Below are 19,292 nucleotides of genomic sequence, written 5' to 3' on the forward strand. Positions count from 1 at the left end.
TCTCGGTCTGCTCCCGAGTCTCGGTGCCTACGCCTCGACCCGGACGCCCTTGCCGACCACGGTGATCCCTGACGGGGTGACGGTGAAGCCGCGCGCCTCGTCCGCCTCGCGGTCGACGCCCACCTGCGCGCCCGGTGCGATGACGACGTCCTTGTCGAGGATCGCGCGGTTCACGGTCGAACCCGCGCCGATCGACGCCCGCTCGAACACGATCGAGTCGAGCACCTTCGCGCCCGAGTCGATGGAGCACCACGGGCCGATCATGCTGCGCTCGACCTGCGCCCCGGAGACCAGACAGCCGAGCGACACGAGCGAGTCCACCGTCGAGCCGGTGTTGCCGTTCGCGTCGCGCACGAACTTCGCCGGCGGCAGGTTCGTCTGCTGGTTGAAGATCGGCCAGTCCTGGTTGTACAGGTTGAAGACCGGGACGGGCGCGATCAGGTCCATGTGCGCGTCGTAGAACGAGTCGATCGTCCCCACGTCGCGCCAGTAGTACCGGTCTCGCTCGTTCGAGCCGGGCACGTCGTTGCGCTTGAGGTCGTAGACACCGGCGTCGCCACGGGCCACGAAGTCCGGCACGATGTCGCCACCCATGTCGTGGTCCGACGTCTCGATCTGACCGTCGCGGAGGACCGCGTCGACGAGCGCGTCTGCGTTGAAGACGTAGTTGCCCATCGACGCGAGGATCTCGTGGGGGGAGTCGGCGAGCCCGACCGCGTCCTTCGGCTTCTCGAGGAACGCCTCGATCTTGGTCGGGTCGTCGTCGGCGACCTGGATGACACCGAACTGGTCGGCGAGCTCGATCGGCTGCCGGATCGCGGCGACCGTGGCACTGCGGCCGGAGGCGATGTGCGCCTCGACCATCTGGTGGAAGTCCATCCGGTACACGTGGTCCGCACCGACCACGACGACGATGTCGGGGCGTTCGTCGCGCAACAGGTTGAGCGACTGCAGGATCGCGTCCGCCGAACCCGCGAACCAGCGCTTGCCGAGCCGCTGCTGGGCCGGCACCGACGCAACGTAGGAGCCGAGGATGCCCTCCATGCGCCAGGTCTTCGCGACGTGGCGGTCGAGGCTGTGGGACTTGTACTGCGTCAGGACGACGATCTTCTGCAGCCCGGAGTTGACCAGGTTGGAGAGCGCGAAGTCGATGAGGCGGAAGTTGCCCCCGAACGGGACTGCGGGCTTCGCGCGGTCGGCCGTGAGCGGCATGAGCCGCTTTCCCTCGCCTCCGGCGAGCACGATGCCGAATACCTTCTTTGGTGCCATGCCGCTCACAGTAGGCGTCCGCGGTGGGAACCCGTTACGTTGAACGCGTGCGAGTCGATCTGCTGACCAGGGAGTATCCGCCGGAGGTCTACGGCGGAGCGGGTGTCCACGTTGCCGAACTGACCTCGGCGTTGCGGTCCGGGACCGACACCGAGGTGCGGGTCCGTGCCTTCGGGGCGTTCCGCGACGAAGCCGACGTGTGGGCCTACCGGACCCCGGACGGCCTCGAGCAGGCGAACGGCGCGCTGCAGGCCCTCGGCACCGACGTCGCCATCGCGGCGGACGTCGAGGGTGCCGACGTCGTGCACTCGCACACCTGGTACGCCAACTCGGCGGGCCGGATCGCGCAGCTGACCTACGGCATCCCGCACGTCGTCACCGCCCACAGCCTCGAGCCGCTCCGCCCGTGGAAGGCCGAGCAGCTCGGCGGGGGCTACCGCCTGTCCAGCTGGATGGAGCGCGAGGCGTTCGAACACGCGGACGGCGTCATCGCGGTCTCCAGGGCCATGCGCGCCGACATCCTCCGCTCGTACCCGTCGATCGACCCCGCGAAGGTGCACGTCGTCTACAACGGCATCGACATCGAGGAGTGGAAGCCGACCGTCGACGAGGACGCCGTCCGCGCCCTGGGGATCGACCCGTCCAAGCCGAGCGTCGTGTTCGTCGGACGCATCACCCGGCAGAAGGGGCTGCCCTACCTGCTCCGCGCCGTCGCGTCCCTGCCCGAGGGCGTGCAGATCGTCCTGTGCGCGGGCGCTCCCGACACGCCGGAGATCATGGCCGAGGTCACGTCGCTCGTCTCCGACCTGCGGGACCAGCGCGAGGGCGTCGTGTGGATCGACCGGATGCTCTCGCACCAGGAGATCGTGAACGTGCTGTCCTCGGGCACCGTGTTCGTCTGCCCGTCGGTGTACGAGCCGCTCGGGATCGTCAACCTCGAGGCGATGGCGTGCGGCATCCCCGTCGTCGGGACCGGCACCGGGGGCATCCCCGAGGTCGTCGCCGACGGTCTGACCGGTCGCATCGTGCCGATCGACCAGGCGCAGGACGGCACCGGCACCCCGACCGACCCGGACACGTTCGTCGCCGACCTCGCCGCGACCCTCAACGAGGTGCTCGCCGACGAGGGGCTGGCGAAGCTCATGGGTCGCGCCGGACGGCTCCGCGTCGAGACCGAGTTCACGTGGGACGCCATCGCCACCCGGACACGCCAGGTGTACGACGAGGTGCTCGGCCGGAACCCGTAGGCTGGTCGCATGCCCTCGGTCGTGCGCTTGTCAGACGTCTCCGTGGTCCGCAACGGGGCCACCATCCTCGACGGGATCTCGTGGGAGGTGCAGGACGACGAACGCTGGGTCGTGCTCGGTGCCAACGGTGCCGGCAAGACCACGCTGCTCCAGGTCGCGGGCGCGCAGACGTTCCCGACCTCGGGCGAGGTCGAGGTGCTCGGCACGGAGCTCGGCGGCGCCGACCTGTTCGAGCTGCGCCCCCGGATCGGCTTCGCGTCGACCGCGCTCGCCCGGCGCATCCCGGTGACCGAGAAGGTCATCGACGTGGTGCTCACCGCCGCCTACTCGGTCACGGGTCGCTGGAACGAGGAGTACGAGGAGCTCGACGTCCGCCGTGCGCAGCGCGTGCTCGACGAGTGGGGCCTCGGCGCCTTCACCGACCGCACGTTCGGTGAGCTGAGCGACGGCGAGCAGAAGCGCGTCCAGATCGCGCGGGCCGTGATGACCGACCCGGAGATCCTGTTCCTCGACGAGCCGGCCGCGTCGCTCGACCTCGGCGCGCGCGAGAGCCTCGTCCGGACCCTCGGCGGCTACGCCCAGAGCGAGGACTCGCCCGCGATCGTCATCGTCACCCACCACGTCGAGGAGATCCCCGCCGGGTTCACCCACGCCCTCGTGCTCGCCGACGGGCACGTGCAGGCCGCCGGCCCCATCGACGAGGTCCTGACCGCCTCGACCCTGACCGAGGCATTCGGCATCGAGCTCACCGTGACCAAGGACGCCGGCCGCTACACGGCTCGCGCGGCCTGACACGCTCACTGCGGCTGCTCCCGTTCGGGCTCGCTGTCTGGTAACGTAGACGGCTGGCGCAAGCCGCAGACTTCCGGCGCTCTCGCGCACTTCCATCACCGCTATCCGAGGAATCTCCATGAAGACCGACACCCACCCCGAGTACCGCGCCATCGTCTTCCGCGACCTGGCCTCCGGTGAGACGTTCCTGACGCGTTCGACCGCGAACAGCGACAAGACCATCGAGCTCGACGGTGCGACCTACCCGGTCATCGACGTCGAGATCTCGTCCGCTTCGCACCCGTTCTACACGGGCAAGCAGCGCATCCTCGACTCGGCCGGTCGCGTCGAGAAGTTCAACCAGCGCTTCAAGGGCTTCGGCAAGTAGGTAGCCGACTCTTCCCACAGCGGGCGGTCCTCCTCCGGGAGGGCCGCCCGCTTCGTTGTGTGTGGGCGGGTGGGTGGGGGCGGGGTGTGGCTTGGCGTGGCGTGGTGTGGCGTGGCGTGGCGCAAAACACCGGTGTTCGTCGGTCGCGCCCTGCTATGCGCCGGTGCGGAGTGCAGGCACCGGTGTTTCGCGCCCGCCGAGGGCCCGGGTGCGCCCGGCTGTCGCTGTGGCTGTGGCTGTGGCTGTGGCTGTGGCTGTGGCTCGGCGCGGCCAGCGCTTGCGGTTCGGTTCGGTGCCGCACAACCGAAGCACGCCGGAACCGCGGTTCGACGTGGTTCCGGCAGACTTTGGTTGTGCGGGACCTCGCGACGGATCGCTGAACACCGGTGTTCGTCCGTCGCGCCCTGGGATGTGCCGGTTCATAGAACGAACACCGGTGTTCAGCGGAGGCGGCGCGGACGCAGCGCGGGCGGCGCGGACGCACCGGAGCGCGGCGGCGCGGGTGCCCTCAGCCGGCGTTGCGGTGCGGCCAGCGACCGTCGGCCGTGAAGGACGGGTCGCGCTTCTTCCGCATGTAGTCCTGGAACGAGGTGGCCTGCTCGGCGCACCACCCGACCTGCTTCCGGTGGAGTTCTTCGGCCGAGACACCGAGCTCCTGCGGGTACTTCGCCGCGATGGCCTGTGCGACACGCCCGGCAGCGATCGCATCGGCTCCGGCGTCGTGCGCGTCCGACAGCGTCACGCCGTAGAGCTCGGACGCGGCCTCGAGCGTGCGCTTGCCCTTCCGGAAGGTGTCGAGCGCCTTGTCGATCACGAGCGGATCGACGACGTTGCCGATGACGGGGGAGGCGATGCCGTGACGCTTGGCCTCGCGGTCGAGGACGGTGAGGTCGTACGGGGCGTTGTAGATCACCAGCGGGATGCCGCGCGCGAACACAGCCTCGACCGCGGCGATGATCTCGGCCACGACGTCACCGGCGGGGCGCCCATCGGCCCGGGCACGCTCGGTGGTGATGCCGTGCACCGCTGCCGCGCCCTCGGGGATCTCCACGCCGGGGTCTGCGAGCCATGCACCCTCGACGATGGAGCGACCGGTCATGTCGATCAGGCCGACGTGCGCCGTGACGATCCGGGCGGTCTCGACGTCGACGCCGGTGGTCTCGAGGTCGAAGACGCCGAGTGCGTGCCACCACGGTCGGCCGGAGAGGTCCTGCGCGGGGGCGGGGGAGTCGAGCTGCGCTGTGGGGAACGTCACGGGCACAGGCTAACGGCACGCACCGACACGCCGAGGCACCGCCGCGCCCACGGTGCCGACAGCCGGCCCAACGCGCCCACGGGGCCGACAGCCGCCCAACGCGCTCACATCGTCGACAGCCGCCCGCCGCCCACCGCGGCGACGGCCGAGCACCGCCCGCCGCGCCGGAAGCGCCGACCGAGCGCCTACCCGACCGGCGCGCCGATGTGCAGCCAGTAGAACGACTGCGTCCCGAGCGTCAACGTCACGGTGCCGTCCTCGTCGAACGACGGGAACGACCCGCCTCCGAACAGGTCGTACAGCGGCCGGCCGGCGTACTCCGGGCACGAGATCGTCACGGACGTCGGGTTCGTGGCGAACGAGAACACGCAGAGCACGTCCTCGGCGGAGGGCCCGAACTGCTGCCCGGAGCCCTCCCACGAGCGGACGAACGCGAGCACCGAGTCGTTCGAGGTGTCCTGCACGTCGAGGGTGCCGAGGCCGAACACGGGGTGCGCCTTCCGCACGTGGATGACGTTCCGCACCCAGTGCAGCAGGGAACGGGACTGCGCGAGCTGGGCCTCGACGTTGACCTGCGCGTAGTTGTACACGAGGGACTGCACCACGGGCAGGTAGAGCTTCCCGGGGTCGGCGGTGGAGAAGCCCGCGTTCCGGTCCGGCGTCCACTGCATCGGCGTGCGGGAGGAGTCGCGGTCCGGCAGCCAGATGTTGTCGCCCATCCCGATCTCGTCCCCGTAGTAGAGGAACGGCGAACCGGGCAGCGAGAACAGCAGCGCGTGGATGAGTTCGAGCTCCGCGCGGGAGTTGTCGAGCAGCGGGGCGAGGCGACGGCGGATGCCGATGTTCGAGCGCATCCGCGGGTCGTAGCCGTACCAGCCGTACATCGCCTGCCGGTACTCCTCGCTGACCATCTCGAGGGTGAGCTCGTCGTGGTTGCGGAGGAACACGCCCCACGCGGCGGAGGACGGCACGTCGAGGGTCTCGGAGAGGATCGCCTTCAGTTCGGCGGCGTGTTGCGCACGGAGCGAGTAGAAGATGCGCGGCATGACCGGGAAGTCGAACGCCATGTGGCACTCGGGCTCCTCGTCGGTGCCGAAGAACGCGGCGGTCTCACGCGGCCACTGGTTCGCCTCGGCGAGGAGCACCCGGCCCGGGTACTCGTCGTCGACCATCGCGCGGAGCTGCTTGATGAACTCGTGCGTCTCCGGCTCGCCCTCGCCGTTGCCGTCCTCGGACTCGAACAGGTAGGGGATAGCGTCCAGTCGGAGGCCGTCGACGCCGAGGTCGAGCCAGTGCCGGACGACGTCGTACACGGCCTCGACGACGGCCGGGTTCTCGAAGTTGAGGTCGGGCTGGTGCGAGAAGAAGCGGTGGAAGAAGAACTGGCGGCGGACCGGGTCGAACGTCCAGTTCGACTCCTCGGTGTCGACGAAGATGATGCGGATGTTCGGGTAGTCCTCGTCGGTGTCCCGCCACACGTAGAAGTCGCCGTACGGACCGTCCGGGTCCTCACGGGACTGCTGGAACCACTCGTGCTGGTCGCTGGTGTGGTTGATCACCATGTCGATGACGATGCGCATGTTCCGCTCGTGCGACTTGGTGACGAGTTCACGGAAGTCGTCGAGGGTGCCGAACTCGGGGAGGATCGCCTTGTAGTCGGCGATGTCGTAGCCGCCGTCGCGCATCGGCGACTTGAAGAACGGCGGGAGCCAGAGGGCGTCCACGCCGAGCCACTGCAGGTAGTCGAGTTTGCCGATGACGCCCTGGAGATCGCCGATGCCGTCTCCGTTCGAGTCGACGAACGAGCGGATCATGCACTCGTAGAACACCGAGCGCTTGTACCACTGCGGGTCCAGTGTCAGGCCTGGGAGCTGGATCGGGGCGGTGAACGTCACCCTGGACACGCTAGGCCGCTGCTGGTCCGGTTGTCCGCAGAAAGGGCGGACTGCAGGTCGGACTGGAGGCGCGGCTCGTCCTCCACAGGCGCGTCGCCGCTGCGAGTTCTCCACGATTCACCCCGGGCGGGCACGGGCGCGGCGGTGCTGGTTCGTAGACTGGCGCGGATGCAACCGCCCGTGCTCTCCCCGTACCAGTCGCTGATGGCCGCCACCCCGGTCGTGCACCGCTCCGTCCAGGTCGACGGCCGCACCACCCACTTCTGGGTCTACGGCCCCGAGGACGCGGCCCGGACCGTTCTCGCCGTGCACGGCTTCCGCGGCGACCACCACGGGCTCGAGACGATCGCCGCGCACCTGCGGGGCGTCCGCGTGATCGTCCCCGACCTGCCGGGCTTCGGCGTGTCGGATCCGCTGCCGGTGTCGGACATCGACTCGTACGTCGCGTGGTTGAACGGGTTCCACGCGGCGCTGGGCCTCGGCCGTGACGCGGTCGTGCTCGGGCACTCGTTCGGTTCGATCGTCGTCGCCGCGACCGTCGCCGCGGGGCTCGACACCCGGCTGCTCGTCCTCGTGAACCCGATCGCCGCGCCCGCACTGCAGGGGCCGCGCGCCGTCGGCACCGGCATCGCGATCAGCTACTACCGAGCCGGTGCCATGCTGCCGAAGCCGCTCGGCCTCGGGCTGCTCCGGAACCCGGCCATCGTCCGGGCGATGAGCGTCGCGATGCTGAAGTCGCACGACCGCGACCTCCGCCGGTGGGTGCACGACCAGCACGACCGATACTTCTCGGCGTTCGCGAACCGCACGAGCGTGCTCGAGGCGTTCCGCACCTCGGTGTCGCACGACGTGTCCGAGTACGCCGACCGCATCGGCGTGCCGGTCCTCATGATCGCGGCCGAGCGCGACGACATCACGGCGGTGCCCGAGCAGCAGGCGCTGGCCGAGCGGCTCCGCGACGCTGAGCTCGTCGTGATCCCGCACGTCGGGCACCTCGTGCACTACGAGACGCCCGACGTGGCGGCCGAGGCGGTCCTGCGTCGGATGTCGGACGCGCCCAAGCGCTCGAAGGGGGCGGGCAAGGCCAAGCCGGCCCGCGCCTCCCGGCAGCCGTCCGAGGGAGCGGCGTCGTGACGCGCCTGCGGGTCGGGATCGACTGCCGGTACGTCCGGATCGGGCGCCACGACGGCATCAGCCGGTTCACCGCCGGAGTCGTCGCGCACCTGCCGGACCGCCACGACTACACGCTGCTCGTGCACGACGAGCGTCAGCTCGAGTCACTGCCCTCGGGACTGCCGTGGGAACTGCTGCCCGCACCGACCGAGGCGGGGGAACCCCTCGTCGCGCGGAAGGTGAACCGGCTCGCCCTCGACGCCGTGTTCTCGCCGATGCAGACCATGGGCTCGCGCGGCCGTGACTACGCGCTGGTCCTCACGCTGCACGACCTCATCTACTACCGGAACCGGACGCCACCGCGGGAGTTCTCGTGGCCACTCCGGCTCGGCTGGCGTGCGTTCCACCTCAGCTGGGTGCCGCAGCGCGTGCTCCTGAACGGTGCCGACGGCGTGGTGACCGTCTCCGAGACGACGGCCGGACTGATCGATGCGCATCGGCTCACGAAGCGCCCCGTGACGGTCGCGTACAACGCGGCTGACCCGGCGGAGCCTCGGCCCGAGGGCGGTGCGCGCGAGAAGCACCTCGTCTACATGGGGTCGTTCATGCCGTACAAGAACGTCGAGACCCTCGCGGCCGCGATGCCGCTGCTCGGTGCCGACTGGGTGCTGCACTGCATGTCCCGGGTCTCCGATGCCGACCGGGAACGACTCGCCGGACTCGCCCCCGCCGGGTCGATCGTCTTCCACGACGGGGCCTCCGACGACGAGTACCTGTCGGTGCTGCGGACGGCGACCGCGCTCGTGACGGCCTCGTACGACGAGGGCTTCGGGATCCCACTGGTCGAGGCGATGGGGGTCGGCACGCCGGTGGCGGTCAGCGACATCCCGATCTTCCGCGAGATCGGGGGCAGTGCGGCGGAGTACTTCGAACCGTCGTCGCCGTCAGCGGTCGCGGCTGCGGTCCGCCGACTGGAGGCACGGTGGGACGCCGCCTCCGAGACGTCGGTCGCGCGGGCGGCCCGGTTCCGGTGGGCCGACTCGGCGGAGCAGGTCGTCCGAGCGGTCGAGCGCGCGGTCGCGGACCGGGCGTCGCGCTGACGCGCAGCGCGCTGCGCGCTCCCGCGCCGCGCGCTCCGCTGGGCCGAGTCTCGGGCTGAGCGACACCTCTCGGGCGCGGCGGCGCGTGATGTGTCGCTGACCGCGAGACTCGGCCGCCGCGCGCGGCGGGGCAGCGCGCGCGGCGCGGCCGCGCGCGGCGCGGCGCGGCCGCGCGGCGCGGCGCGGCCGCGCGGCGCGTCAAGACTCCGGCTCGGCGGACGTGATCGTGGCCCCGGGGAAGACGGCGTGCGCCTGCTCGGTGGCCTTCGCCAGGATCGCCCCGAGCGCACGCCCGGTCCCGCGGGTCTCGACGGTGATGGTCTGCGCGGCGGAGTCGTCCGAGGGCCCCTGGTCGTCCCACGAGCACGCGACCCCGGAGACCCCGCCGATGGCGTCGAGCTGGCGGGCGAGTGCGAGTCGCTTGTCGGTCACGCTCCCGTCGGCGGAGATCCCGATCTCCCACACACCCAGGTCCGCGACGGCGAACACCCGGACGCCGTTGCCGCTGGCCTCGTCGGCGGCGTCGCTCAGTGCATCGACCACCGCGGTCCGCTCGGCGTCGGAGAGGGTCGGCGCGGTGATGACCGTCGTGGTCACGTCGTAGCTCGCGAACGAGGTCTTGGTCGGTTCGCCGTCCTCGACCCGCTGGACGCCGTCGAGCTGTCCCGCGGCCGAGTCGAACCGGTCGAGCGCAGCCTGGGGTCGCGGGAAGACCCCGCCGACGCCGTCCTGCACGCTGCCGATGATCGTGAGGAGCACGACGGCGATCACCCCGACGGTGAGGACGACCCCGACGCCGACCAGGGCGCTCCGACGGACACGCTGCCCGGTGGTGCGCACGGGGACCGACGCGGTCCCGGGGCCGAACGCCCGGTCGAGGTCGTCCGGGTCCCCGGCCTCGGGCCAGCCCGGCCGTGCTCCACTGCCGCTTGGTCGGTCGTACGTCATGTCAGCCCCCTTGCACGCGCGGGTCTGCGAGTGCTCCGGAGCATAGTCCGCCGGGTCCGACAATGCCGCGGTGGCGGAGCTGCTATGCCCGGCGCTCGAGCGGGTTCTGGTAGTCGAACGCGTACCGGCCCGGCGCGTCCGAGACGTCGTCGATCGGGTCGTCGAACCGGACGAGCTCGGCGTGGAACCGCTCGGGGTCCCACCGGAACGAGTGCACGGAGCCGTTCCGGATCGGCGTGCTGAGCCGGTCAGCGGTGCCGGGCGCCGCGGCGTTCACCACGCTGCGGATCACCGCGCCGTGCGTCGCGACGACGACCGTGCCGGCGTCGTAGCGGACGGCGATCTCACCGAGCGTCTCGGTGACGCGGCCGAGCAGGGCGCTCCGGGACTCGCGGCCGGGGATGTCGTCGTGTGGGTACCGCTCGAGCACCTCGTCGTTCGTGAGTCCCTCGGCTTCGCCGTAGGACCGCTCGGCGAGGCCGGTGTAGGTCGTGGGGACGGCGAGCCCGAGGTGTTCGGCGATGATCGAGCCGGTCTCGAACGCCCGCGAGAGCGGTGACGCGACGACGGCGTCGAACCTGCGGCGTTCCAGGAGGCCGGCGGTCGATGCGGCCTGTGCGCGGCCGATCGCGTTGAGGGGGATGTCGGTCGAGCCCTGGATGCGTCGCTGCGCGTTCCAGTCGGTCTCGCCGTGCCGGACCAGGTAGAGGAGCGTCGTCACCGCTCGATCATCGCAGACGGGTCGAGACGCGCTGCCAGCGCCTCGAGCGTCTCGGTGGTGCCGGCGTCGAGCTTGACGGCGGCACGGCGGTCGCTGCGGGTGGCGCCTCGGTTCACGATGACGACCGGCAGCTTGCGGCGGGCGGCGTGGTCGACGAGCCGGACGCCGGAGTTCACGGTGAGCGAGGAGCCGACGACGAGGAGCGCCTCGGCTTCGGCCACGATGGAGACGGCTTCGCGGAACTTCTCGGCCGGGACGAACTCGCCGAAGAACACCACGTCGGGCTTCAGGACCCCGCCGCACACCGAGCAGTCCGGCACGCGGAAGCGCTCGACGTCGGTGATCTCGACGTCACCGTCCGGCTGCAGCTGCACGGAGCCGGGCTCGTCGATCCAGGGGTTCTCACGATCGAGCACGGTCGCGAGGTCGGCGCGGGAGAACACCTGCCCGCAGGTCAGGCACACCGCGCGGTCCATCGAGCCGTGGATCTCCACCACGCGGCGGGACCCGGCGCGGAGGTGCAGCCCGTCGACGTTCTGCGTGATGACCCCGTTCACGATGCCGTCGCGTTCGAGGGCGGAGAGTGCACGGTGTCCGGCGTTGGGTCGTGCTGCGGCGAACGTGCGCCAGCCGAGGTGCGACCCGGCCCAGTAGCGCTGGCGCTTCGCGGGGTCGGCGCGGAACTCCTGGAAGGTCATCGGCTTCCGCACCACGCGACCCGCACCGCGGTAGTCGGGGATGCCCGAGTCGGTGCTGAGCCCGGCGCCGGACAGGACGGCGATGCGCTTGCCGGCGAGGAGCTCGACCGCGCGGTCGATGTCGGAGGCGGCCGAACCGGCCGGGTCCGCGGTGCTGGGCTGTTCGCTCGTCGCCATCGTGTTCACGGTACCCTCAACAGCCGACCGTCCCGGTCACTTCCCACCCGGCCCACGGTCGGCCCCCGGCCTGGCCGCAACCCGGACCGCACCGGGCCCACGGTCCGGCAACCCGCCCGCACCACACCGAAACGAGCCCCGTGCACGCCGTCCGCATCGACTCCCTCGACGATCCCCGCCTCGACGACTTCGCCCGCCTGACCGACGTCGCGCTCCGCCGGGTGAGCGAGGTCGAGGGCGGCCTGTACATCGCCGAGTCGAACACGGTCATCGAGCGTGCGGTGCGCGCCGGGCACGTGCCCCGCAGCATCCTCGTGCAGGAGAAGTGGCTGGACAGTGTCCTCCCGCTCGTCGCCGACCACGACGGCCCGGTGTTCGTCGGGCCGGACGCACTGCTCGAGGAGCTCACCGGCTTCCGGATGCACCGGGGAGCGCTGGCCGCGATGCAGCGCCCGGCCCTGCCCGAGGTCGCCGACGTCGTGCGGGGCGCGAAGCTCGTCGTCGTGCTCGAGGACATCGTCGACCACACCAACGTCGGGGCCGTGTTCCGGAGCGTCGCCGGACTCGGCGCGGATGCCGTCCTCGTGAGCCCGCGCTGTGCGGACCCGCTCTACCGGCGGAGCGTCCGGGTGAGCATGGGCACCGTCCTGCAGGTCCCGTGGACGCGCATCGGCGAGTGGCCGGCGGCCGGCGAGGAGCTGCGGGCGCAGGGCTTCCACCTCGCTGCGATGGCCCTCACGGACCGCTCGGTGGACCTCGACGCGTTCGTCCAGGACGTCCCGGAGAAGGTCGCCCTGGTGATGGGGACCGAGGGCCAGGGCCTCACGGACGCGGCGGTCTCCTCCGCGGACACCACGGTCCGCATCCCGATGTCGCACGGCGTCGACTCGCTCAACGTGGCCGCGGCGAGCGCGGTGGGTCTGTGGGCGGTCGCGCACGCGCAGCGGTCGCGGTAGCGCGGCGGTCCTGACGGGGCCGGGAGGCGCGGGTCGTCTCAGCCGCGCAGCATCCGTTCCGCGGTGCGCACCAGGGCACGGTCCGTGCGCGCGGCTCCCACGAGGCTGACGCCGACCGGGGCGCCGTCGACGGTGAGTGCCGGGGCGCTGACCGCGGGGAGGCCGCCGACGCTCGCGAGGCTCGTCATCGCGGTGGTCGCGGTGCGGGTGCGTTCGAGTGCGTCGGTGTCGGCGGTGAGCGCCGGTGCCGGTCCGGGGGCGGTGGGGAACACGAGGACCCGGCCCTGGGCCGCGGCGCGGATCGTCGTACGCAGGGCGGCGAGGCGTGCGACGGCCTCGGCGGTCGGCCCGGGCGGGTTCGCGGCCGCGGCGGCGAACCGGTCGCCGACGACGGTGCTGAGCGCGCCGGGGTGCGCGGCGATCCAGGGTCCGTGGGCTGCCGTGGCCTCCGCGGCCTGCACGAGCCGCATGGTCTCGCGGAGCTCCTCGAGCGGCGGGATCCCGAGGTCGGCGAGCGTCGTCGTCGGGACGTCGTCGCCGATGAACGCGCGGAAGGCGTCCTGCGTGGCGGGCTCGGCGGCCTCGAGCAGGTCCGTGACGACGACGACCTCGGGAGCCGCGTCGTCGTCCGGTGCGCTGTCGTCCGGGGCCGACGCGTCGAGGGACCGCACGAGCAGCTCCGGGTCGCGGGTGAGCCACCCCACGGTGTCGAAGGACGGCGCGAGGGGGAGCAGTCCGTCGCGGGGGACGGCGTCGTGTGTGGTCCGGAGGCCCCAGAGTCCCTGGTACGAGGCGGGGATTCGGACCGAGCCCGCGGTGTCCGTGCCGAGTCCGATGTCGGCCATCCCGAGGCAGACGGCCGACGCGGAGCCGCTGGACGAGCCTCCAGGCAGTGCCGTCCGGACCACCCCGTTCGGCGGGGTGCCGTGGTGTTCGTTGCGTCCCGTGAGGTTGTAGGCGAACTCGTCGGTGCGCGCGATCCCGCGGATCGCGGCGCCGGCGTCGAGGAGCGCGGCGACGGCCGCTGCGGGCACGGTCTGCGGGGCGGACTCGCGGAGGTACGTGGGGTTGCCGGCACCGACGGGGTGCCCGGGGACGGCGTAGAGGTCCTTCACCGCGACCGTCGTGCCGTCGAGCGGACCGCTGCCGGTCGGTGCGACGAGCGGGTCGCCGACGGCGCGCCAGATCGTCGTGTCGAACGGCTTCGGACGTCCGGTGACGTGCGCGGCCTCGATCCGCCAGGTCCCGTCGGTGCGTCGCCAGAGCTGTGTCTGCAGGCCGTCGCCGCCGGCGGCGAACGTCGACACGGTGACGACGAGCGCGAGGTCGTCGGCGAGCGTGCGGACCTCGACGCGTGAGAGCCGACGGGACGGGACACCGCCGCGCGCGCCGCGGAAGGCGCTGATCGCGTCGTGCCCGACGAGCAGGCCGCGGTCGTCCCCGCGCATCGTGCCGGGGGTGTCGACGAAGGCGTCGTCGAGGGCGTCGAGGTCGTTCGCCATGAGTGCGGCCTCGTACGCCTCGAGCGCGTCGAGCAGTCCGGCGGGGGCGCTGGCGGTGCTGCGGGTGCCGGTGTCGGTGTCGGTGGTCATCGGTTCCCCTCGAAGTCGGCCTTGCGGATCCGGGCGTGCGCGCCGGTGACGAGGTCGACGACCTGCGAGATGTTGAAGTCGGTCGCGGCGCTCAGGTACGCGTACGCCAGGTGCGGTTCCATGCCGTGGCGGGCACCGAGGATCGCGACCGCGTGCCGCACGCAGGCCCGGACGGCCTCGTCGAGGTCGGGGTCGAGGCCGGTCGGGACGAGGAACTCGTGCGTCTCGACGAGCGGCCACACCAGGTCGCCGAACTGCGCTGCCGCGTCCGCCGCGGGCGTGAGGTCGAACCGGACGGTGGCGCGGAGCGAGGCCTCCATCGCGGTGAGCGCGACCTCGCCGTCGCCCTGGGCGAAGTGCGGGTCGCCGACGTACGCCAGGGCGCCGGGGACGAGGACGGGGAGGTGGAGCTGCGCGCCGACCTGCAGCAGGTTGACGTCGATGTTCCCGCCGTGGCGGCCGGGCGGCACGGAGTGCAGGCGCTCGCCCGGGGTCGCGACGCCCATGATCCCGAGGAAGGGGGCGAGCGGGAAGCGGGCGAAGCGTTCGCGGGCCTCGGTGAGCGGGATCCGTCCCCACTCCCCGTCGTCGTCGGTCACCACGTCGGCGAAGACGCTGACCGTCCGGCCGTCCACCGGGTACTCGCCGTGCAGGGCGCCGCGGCCGTGCCGGTTCGAGACGACCCCGTACGGCACGCGGGGGAGCGTCTCCACCACGGTCATGGTGAGGACGTCGCCGGGCTCCGCGCCCTCGATCGCGATCGGTGCGGAGACGACGTGCGGTCCGTCGGTGGTCGGGTCGCGGTGGCCGTTCCGGGCGATGGCCACCGCGTCGTCGAGCACCTGCTCGGGCGGGACCCCGTGCCGGGCGAAGAACGCCAGGGGATCGCTGCCCTGGTCGGGGAGGATCCCCTCGTGGCTGACCGTGTCGATCGTCACTTCGGTGCCCGCGGCGACGGTCAGCGCCGGGCGGTCGGCCCCGTTCGGCAGGCGGCCCCACAGGGTGTGCTCGACCTCGGTGGGGAGGTAGTGGGCGGCGCGGATCGGTCCGGTGCCGGGCTGGAGCACGGTGGGCGGTGCCACGCGCTGCGGGACGGGCGACGGCAGGGACTGGGTCACGGGTGGTGCTTCCTCTCGACCAGGTGGGCGACGTCGGTCAGGTGGTCGGTCATCGCCCGGCGGGCGGCGTCCTCGTCGTGCTCGCGGATCGCGTCGTGGATGCGCTGGTGCCACTCGAACGACGACCGACGGCCTTCGCTCGTGCTGTGCGACTTCGCCCGGACGTCCTCGACCCACCCGCTGCTCAGCTCGCAGAGGGAGACGAACAGCGGGTTGCCCGAGGCCCGGGCGACCTGCACGTGGAAGGCCACGTCCTGCGCGAGGGACTCGGCGGGGCTGAGTCCGGCGTGCGTGGAGGCGAGGACCCGCTCGAGCTGCAGGAGGTCGGACTCGTCGGCGCGGAGTGCGGCGAGCGCGGCGATCTGCGGCTCGACCAGGGCCCGGAACTCGGTCACGTGCTCGGTCTCTGACGGGTCGTCCGAGAAGCGGTCGAGCACCTCGGCGGCCTCGACGGAGCGGGGGAGGACGACGGTGCCGCGCCCGGGCGTCCGGGACACGAGGCGGCGCCGTTCGAGCTCCTGCAGTGCTTCGCGGATCGTGGTCCGGGACACGGCGAGGTCCTCGGCGAGGGTCCGCTCGGGGGGCAGCTTGTCCCCGGGGACCAGGTCGTCGAGGACCAGGCGCCCGAGGTGCGCGGCGGTCGCGGCGCTCAGGGTTCGTCCTCGTTGCATGAGCAGCACCCTACGGTCATTGGTCCGCTTGGTTCATTGGTACGACCATCTTTTACACGCTCGTCACACGGGGCGCGGCAGCCGGAAACACGGCGGGCCGAGGGTGGTCCACGGCAACCCGCATCGATCAGGAAGGGGTCGTCATGGACCTGCTGTTCCGGAACGCCCGACTCGTGGACACCCCCGGGTTGGTGGACGTCGCCGTGGCCGACGGCGTGATCACCGCGGTGACGGCATCGGCTCCGGCGAGCGCCGACGACGCCCTCCGCGGCGCACCGGCCGACGGTGAGGTGGTCGACTGCGCCGGCCGCGTCGTCGTCCCGGGGCTCGTCGAGGCGCACCTGCACGTCGACAAGGCCCTGCTCGACCGGGAGCGCCCGAACCCCGACGGCACCCTCGCCGGCGCCATCTCGGTGACGGGGGAGCTGAAGCGCGGCTTCACCCACGAGACCGTCCGGGACCGGGCACGAGCCGTGCTCGACCAGGCCGTCACGAACGGCACGACGCTCGTCCGCGCGCACCCGGACGTCGACCCGATCGTCGGGCTCATCGGCGTCGACGTCCTGCTCGGTCTCCGTGACGAGTACCGCGACGTGCTCGACCTGCAGGTCGTGGCGTTCCCGCAGGAGGGCATCCGCAAGGCCCCCGGCACGCTGGGACTGCTCCGCGAGGCGCTGCGGAACGGCGCCGACGTGATCGGTGGGTGCACGTACAACGAGCTGACCCTGGCGGACTGCCACGCCCACGTCGAGACGGTCCTCGACCTCGCCGAGGAGTTCGGCGTCCCGGCGGACATGCACGCCGACTTCGCCGACGACACGAGCGACCCGCGGTACGCCCTCGCCGGGTACGTCGCCGACGCCGTCGTCGCGCGGGGCATGCAGGGCCGGGTCGCACTCGGACACGTGACGTCGGTCGCGAGCCTGCCCGCAGCGGAGCGCGCGGCCCTGTTCGCCCGGCTCGCCGCGGCGGACGTCGCCGTGGTCCCGCTGCCGGCGACCGACCTGCACCTCGGTGGCCGGCGCGACGACGCGGACGTGCGGCGCGGCGTCGTCCCCGTCCGCGAGCTCTGGGCGGCCGGGGTCACCGCGGCCTACTCGTCGAACAACGTCCGGAACGCGTTCACCCCGTTCGGCAACGCCGACATGCTCGACATCGGCCTCCTGCTCGCCCAGGTCGGGCACCTGTCCGGCCCCGACGACCTCGCCCGCGTGCTCGCGATGGCGACCACCGGGGCCGCGCGGGTCGTCGGTGTGGGGGACCGGTACGGGATCCGCGTCGGCGCCGACGCCGACCTCGTCGTGCTCTCCACCACCGACCCGACGGGTGTCCTGCTCGACCGGCCCGACCGGGCGTTCGTCGTCAAGCGCGGCCGGATCGTCGCACGGACCGTCCGCACCATCACCCTCAGCCGCAACACCCCGACGAAGGAGCTCAGCAATGCGTGAACGGATCCCTCACGAGATCGTCGCCTCGGTGCTCGCCGGCGCCACGGCGTTCATCGGCGGCACCGCCCTGAACCTGCCCACGTGGGCGATCTTCATCAGCTGGGCGGCGATGTTCCTGCTCGGTGCGAAGCCGACGCTCCGGAACGCGACCCGCCTCTGGGCGACGATGCCGGTCGGGTCCGCGTTCGCCCTGGTCATCGTCTTCGTCGACCAGAACGTCGGCACCGTGCTCGGGGAGGGGCAGTTCGCGAAGAACGTCGTGCTCGGCGTCGTCATCCTCGTGTTCAACACGGCGCTCATGTTCACCGGGCGGGTGCGGGTCGTCGCGCTGGTGCCGGGGATGTTCCTCGGGTTCGCGTCGTTCTTCGCGGCGTACTTCGGCGGGTTCGGGTTCGCGCCCGGCAACCTCTGGGCCGCGTGGGTGTCGGTCGTCGCGATGAACGCCGCCGGGCCGGTGTTCGCGTACCTGTCCCGGAGGTGGACGTTCCCGCGCCGGAGCGGAACCGACGGGACCGGCGTCGAGGGGCACGCGACCGGCACCGACGCGGACGCGACCGTCGGCACCCAGGCCGCCGCGGGCCTCCAGTCCGACCCCGCGCTCGCACGCTCGTAGGCGAGCGATCCTCGTACCGGCGGCGGGTCCTCGCAGCCTCGCAGGACCCGCCCCCGCTACGCTCGGTTCCCGTGTCAGCAGTCGTCCGTCGCCCCCGCTCCGCCGTCCGGAGGCCGGTGACGATCTCCGTCATCGCCGTGCTCGTGCTGGCGATCGGGTACCTCGCCGCCGCGGCGGTCGTGCCGTTCGCCCCGGCGAGTGCGTCCGCCACCACCTACTCGGCACCGACGTCGACCGTCCCGACGCTCGACTTCCCCGGGTACGGCGCGACCGCCGTGCAGGCGACCGACTTCCCGGAGAGCCTCCGGACCGGCGGCGACACCAAGCCGCGGTCGATCGCCAGCATCTCGAAGGTCGTCACCGCGCTCGTGGTGCTCGAGAAGGAGCCGCTCAGCACCGGTGAGGCCGGGCCGACGATCACGTTCTCGCCGGGCATGCAGGCGCTCTACGCGAAGTACCTGGCGATGAACGGCGAGGTCGCCCCGATGCCCTCGGGCCTGCGGCTCTCCGAGTACCAGACCTTCCAGGTGATGCTGATGAAGTCCGCGAACAACTACGCCGGGTCGCTCGCGATCTGGGCGTACGGGTCGATGGACGCGTACAAGGCCGCGGCGGCGAAGTGGCTCGACCAGCACGGACTCGAGCACACCACCATCGAGGAGCCCACCGGGCTCGACGCGCACAACACCTCCACCGCGACCGACCTGGTGAAGCTCGGACAGCTCGCCCTGGCGAACCCCGTGGTGAAGGAGATCGTCGGCACCAAGCAGGTCACCGTCCCGAACGTCGGCGAGATCGAGAACTCGAACAAGCTGCTCGGGCTCGACGGGGTCGAGGGCATCAAGACCGGCACGCTCGACGAGGCCGGGGCGTGCCTGCTCTTCGCCGCCACCTACGAGCGCGGCGGCAAGCAGGTCACCGTCGTCGGCGCGATGCTCGGCGGGGTCGACCACGACTCGCTCGACGCCGACGTCCAACGGCTGCTCCGGACCGTGGCGGACAACTTCCAGGTCGTCACGCTCACCCACGCGGGGCAGACCTTCGGCACGTTCTCGACCCCGTGGAAGGACCACGCCGACGCCGTGTCGAAGTCGGCGGCGGAGGTCCTCGTGTGGGGGAAGACGACGGTCTCCGCGACGACCCACCTCGACACGATCACCCTCGGGACCAAGGGGGAGCGGGTCGGGAAGGTGCGGTTCACGATCTCCGACCACGACCCGGTCACGGTGCCGCTCGTGCTCGAGCGGCCCATCGACGACCCGGGGGTCTGGTGGCGGTGGACCAACCCGTTCCAGGGCGCGTGAGCGAAACC

General features: G+C 71.9%; 18 protein-coding genes. 9 read left to right on the forward strand and 9 right to left on the reverse strand.

Features of this window, described 5'->3' with window-relative positions; genetic code table 11:
* Window positions 1-27 precede the first annotated feature (27 nt).
* Complete coding sequence (gene glgC, locus BLT36_RS14965; protein ID WP_092096553.1) at window positions 28-1,269, reverse strand: glucose-1-phosphate adenylyltransferase; 1,242 nt, start codon at window positions 1,267-1,269, stop codon at window positions 28-30.
* A 47-nt stretch (window positions 1,270-1,316) separates the two neighbouring features.
* Between glgC and glgA the strand changes: the two genes are divergently transcribed.
* From glgA to BLT36_RS14980, 3 genes are all read left to right on the forward strand, one after another.
* A complete protein-coding gene (gene glgA / locus BLT36_RS14970) occupies window positions 1,317-2,516 on the forward strand; it encodes a glycogen synthase (RefSeq protein ID WP_092096317.1) in 1,200 nt (399 codons plus the stop codon).
* Window positions 2,517-2,525: 9 nt separating this feature from the next.
* Window positions 2,526-3,308, forward strand: coding sequence for an ABC transporter ATP-binding protein (locus BLT36_RS14975; protein ID WP_092096319.1), 783 nt, complete (start codon window positions 2,526-2,528; stop codon window positions 3,306-3,308).
* Window positions 3,309-3,426: 118 nt separating this feature from the next.
* Window positions 3,427-3,675: a type B 50S ribosomal protein L31 gene (locus BLT36_RS14980; RefSeq protein ID WP_071293968.1), complete on the forward strand. Its 249-nt coding sequence runs from the start codon at window positions 3,427-3,429 to the stop codon at window positions 3,673-3,675.
* 508 nt (window positions 3,676-4,183) lie between these two features.
* On the opposite strand, the gene BLT36_RS14985 is transcribed toward BLT36_RS14980, so the two are convergent.
* Both BLT36_RS14985 and treS read right to left on the reverse strand, forming a co-directional pair.
* Entirely contained in the window at window positions 4,184-4,930 is a 747-nt protein-coding gene (locus BLT36_RS14985) for a 3'-5' exonuclease (protein WP_092096555.1), read from the reverse strand.
* Window positions 4,931-5,115: 185 nt separating this feature from the next.
* On the reverse strand, window positions 5,116-6,825 hold the full coding sequence (gene treS, locus BLT36_RS14990) for a maltose alpha-D-glucosyltransferase (RefSeq protein ID WP_092096320.1): 1,710 nt from the start codon (window positions 6,823-6,825) through the stop codon (window positions 5,116-5,118).
* A 168-nt stretch (window positions 6,826-6,993) separates the two neighbouring features.
* On the opposite strand from treS, the gene BLT36_RS14995 reads away from it, so the two are divergent.
* Both BLT36_RS14995 and BLT36_RS15000 read left to right on the forward strand, forming a co-directional pair.
* Window positions 6,994-7,959 carry an alpha/beta fold hydrolase gene (locus BLT36_RS14995; RefSeq protein ID WP_092096322.1) on the forward strand — a complete coding sequence of 322 codons (966 nt, stop codon included), beginning with the start codon at window positions 6,994-6,996 and terminating at the stop codon, window positions 7,957-7,959.
* Between the two features lie 5 nt (window positions 7,960-7,964).
* The gene (locus BLT36_RS15000; protein ID WP_092096557.1) at window positions 7,965-9,038 is read left to right on the forward strand and encodes a glycosyltransferase family 4 protein; all 1,074 of its coding nucleotides are present in this window, start codon (window positions 7,965-7,967) and stop codon (window positions 9,036-9,038) included.
* A gap of 198 nt (window positions 9,039-9,236) precedes the next feature.
* Here BLT36_RS15000 and BLT36_RS15005 read toward each other — a convergent pair whose 3' ends face one another.
* From BLT36_RS15005 to BLT36_RS15015, 3 genes are all read right to left on the reverse strand, one after another.
* On the reverse strand, window positions 9,237-9,986 hold the full coding sequence (locus tag BLT36_RS15005) for a hypothetical protein (RefSeq protein WP_092096323.1): 750 nt from the start codon (window positions 9,984-9,986) through the stop codon (window positions 9,237-9,239).
* 82 nt (window positions 9,987-10,068) lie between these two features.
* The gene (locus BLT36_RS15010; RefSeq protein ID WP_092096325.1) at window positions 10,069-10,707 is read right to left on the reverse strand and encodes a histidine phosphatase family protein; all 639 of its coding nucleotides are present in this window, start codon (window positions 10,705-10,707) and stop codon (window positions 10,069-10,071) included.
* On the reverse strand, window positions 10,704-11,582 hold the full coding sequence (locus tag BLT36_RS15015; protein ID WP_092096327.1) for a Sir2 family NAD-dependent protein deacetylase: 879 nt from the start codon (window positions 11,580-11,582) through the stop codon (window positions 10,704-10,706). Before BLT36_RS15015 ends, BLT36_RS15010 begins: the two co-directional genes overlap by 4 nt.
* Before the next feature lie 140 nt (window positions 11,583-11,722).
* On the opposite strand from BLT36_RS15015, the gene BLT36_RS15020 reads away from it, so the two are divergent.
* Window positions 11,723-12,538 carry a TrmH family RNA methyltransferase gene (locus BLT36_RS15020; RefSeq protein WP_092096329.1) on the forward strand — a complete coding sequence of 272 codons (816 nt, stop codon included), beginning with the start codon at window positions 11,723-11,725 and terminating at the stop codon, window positions 12,536-12,538.
* Window positions 12,539-12,576: 38 nt separating this feature from the next.
* Here the strand turns inward: BLT36_RS15020 and BLT36_RS15025 are convergent, their stop codons facing one another.
* The 3 genes from BLT36_RS15025 to BLT36_RS15035 are packed head-to-tail and all read right to left on the reverse strand — an operon-like array spanning window position 12,577 to window position 15,919.
* Window positions 12,577-14,130, reverse strand: a complete 1,554-nt coding sequence (locus BLT36_RS15025) for an AtzH-like domain-containing protein (protein WP_092096330.1) — start codon at window positions 14,128-14,130, stop codon at window positions 12,577-12,579.
* A complete protein-coding gene (locus BLT36_RS15030) occupies window positions 14,127-15,248 on the reverse strand; it encodes an acetamidase/formamidase family protein (RefSeq protein ID WP_254787681.1) in 1,122 nt (373 codons plus the stop codon). The genes BLT36_RS15025 and BLT36_RS15030 overlap by 4 nt, the downstream gene beginning before the upstream one ends.
* Window positions 15,245-15,919, reverse strand: coding sequence for a FadR/GntR family transcriptional regulator (locus tag BLT36_RS15035; RefSeq protein WP_092096559.1), 675 nt, complete (start codon window positions 15,917-15,919; stop codon window positions 15,245-15,247). Before BLT36_RS15035 ends, BLT36_RS15030 begins: the two co-directional genes overlap by 4 nt.
* Window positions 15,920-16,062: 143 nt before the next feature.
* On the opposite strand from BLT36_RS15035, the gene BLT36_RS15040 reads away from it, so the two are divergent.
* From BLT36_RS15040 to BLT36_RS15050, 3 genes are all read left to right on the forward strand, one after another.
* Window positions 16,063-17,367 (forward strand): amidohydrolase family protein, encoded by a 1,305-nt coding sequence (locus BLT36_RS15040; RefSeq protein ID WP_092096332.1) that lies wholly within the window; start codon window positions 16,063-16,065, stop codon window positions 17,365-17,367.
* A complete protein-coding gene (locus BLT36_RS18830) occupies window positions 17,360-17,980 on the forward strand; it encodes a DUF1097 domain-containing protein (RefSeq protein ID WP_092096334.1) in 621 nt (206 codons plus the stop codon). Before BLT36_RS15040 ends, BLT36_RS18830 begins: the two co-directional genes overlap by 8 nt.
* A 71-nt stretch (window positions 17,981-18,051) precedes the next feature.
* Window positions 18,052-19,284: a D-alanyl-D-alanine carboxypeptidase family protein gene (locus BLT36_RS15050; protein WP_175529666.1), complete on the forward strand. Its 1,233-nt coding sequence runs from the start codon at window positions 18,052-18,054 to the stop codon at window positions 19,282-19,284.
* Window positions 19,285-19,292 lie beyond the last annotated feature (8 nt).

The sequence above is a fragment of the Curtobacterium sp. UNCCL20 genome (assembly GCF_900101675.1).
Taxonomy (GTDB): domain Bacteria; phylum Actinomycetota; class Actinomycetes; order Actinomycetales; family Microbacteriaceae; genus Curtobacterium.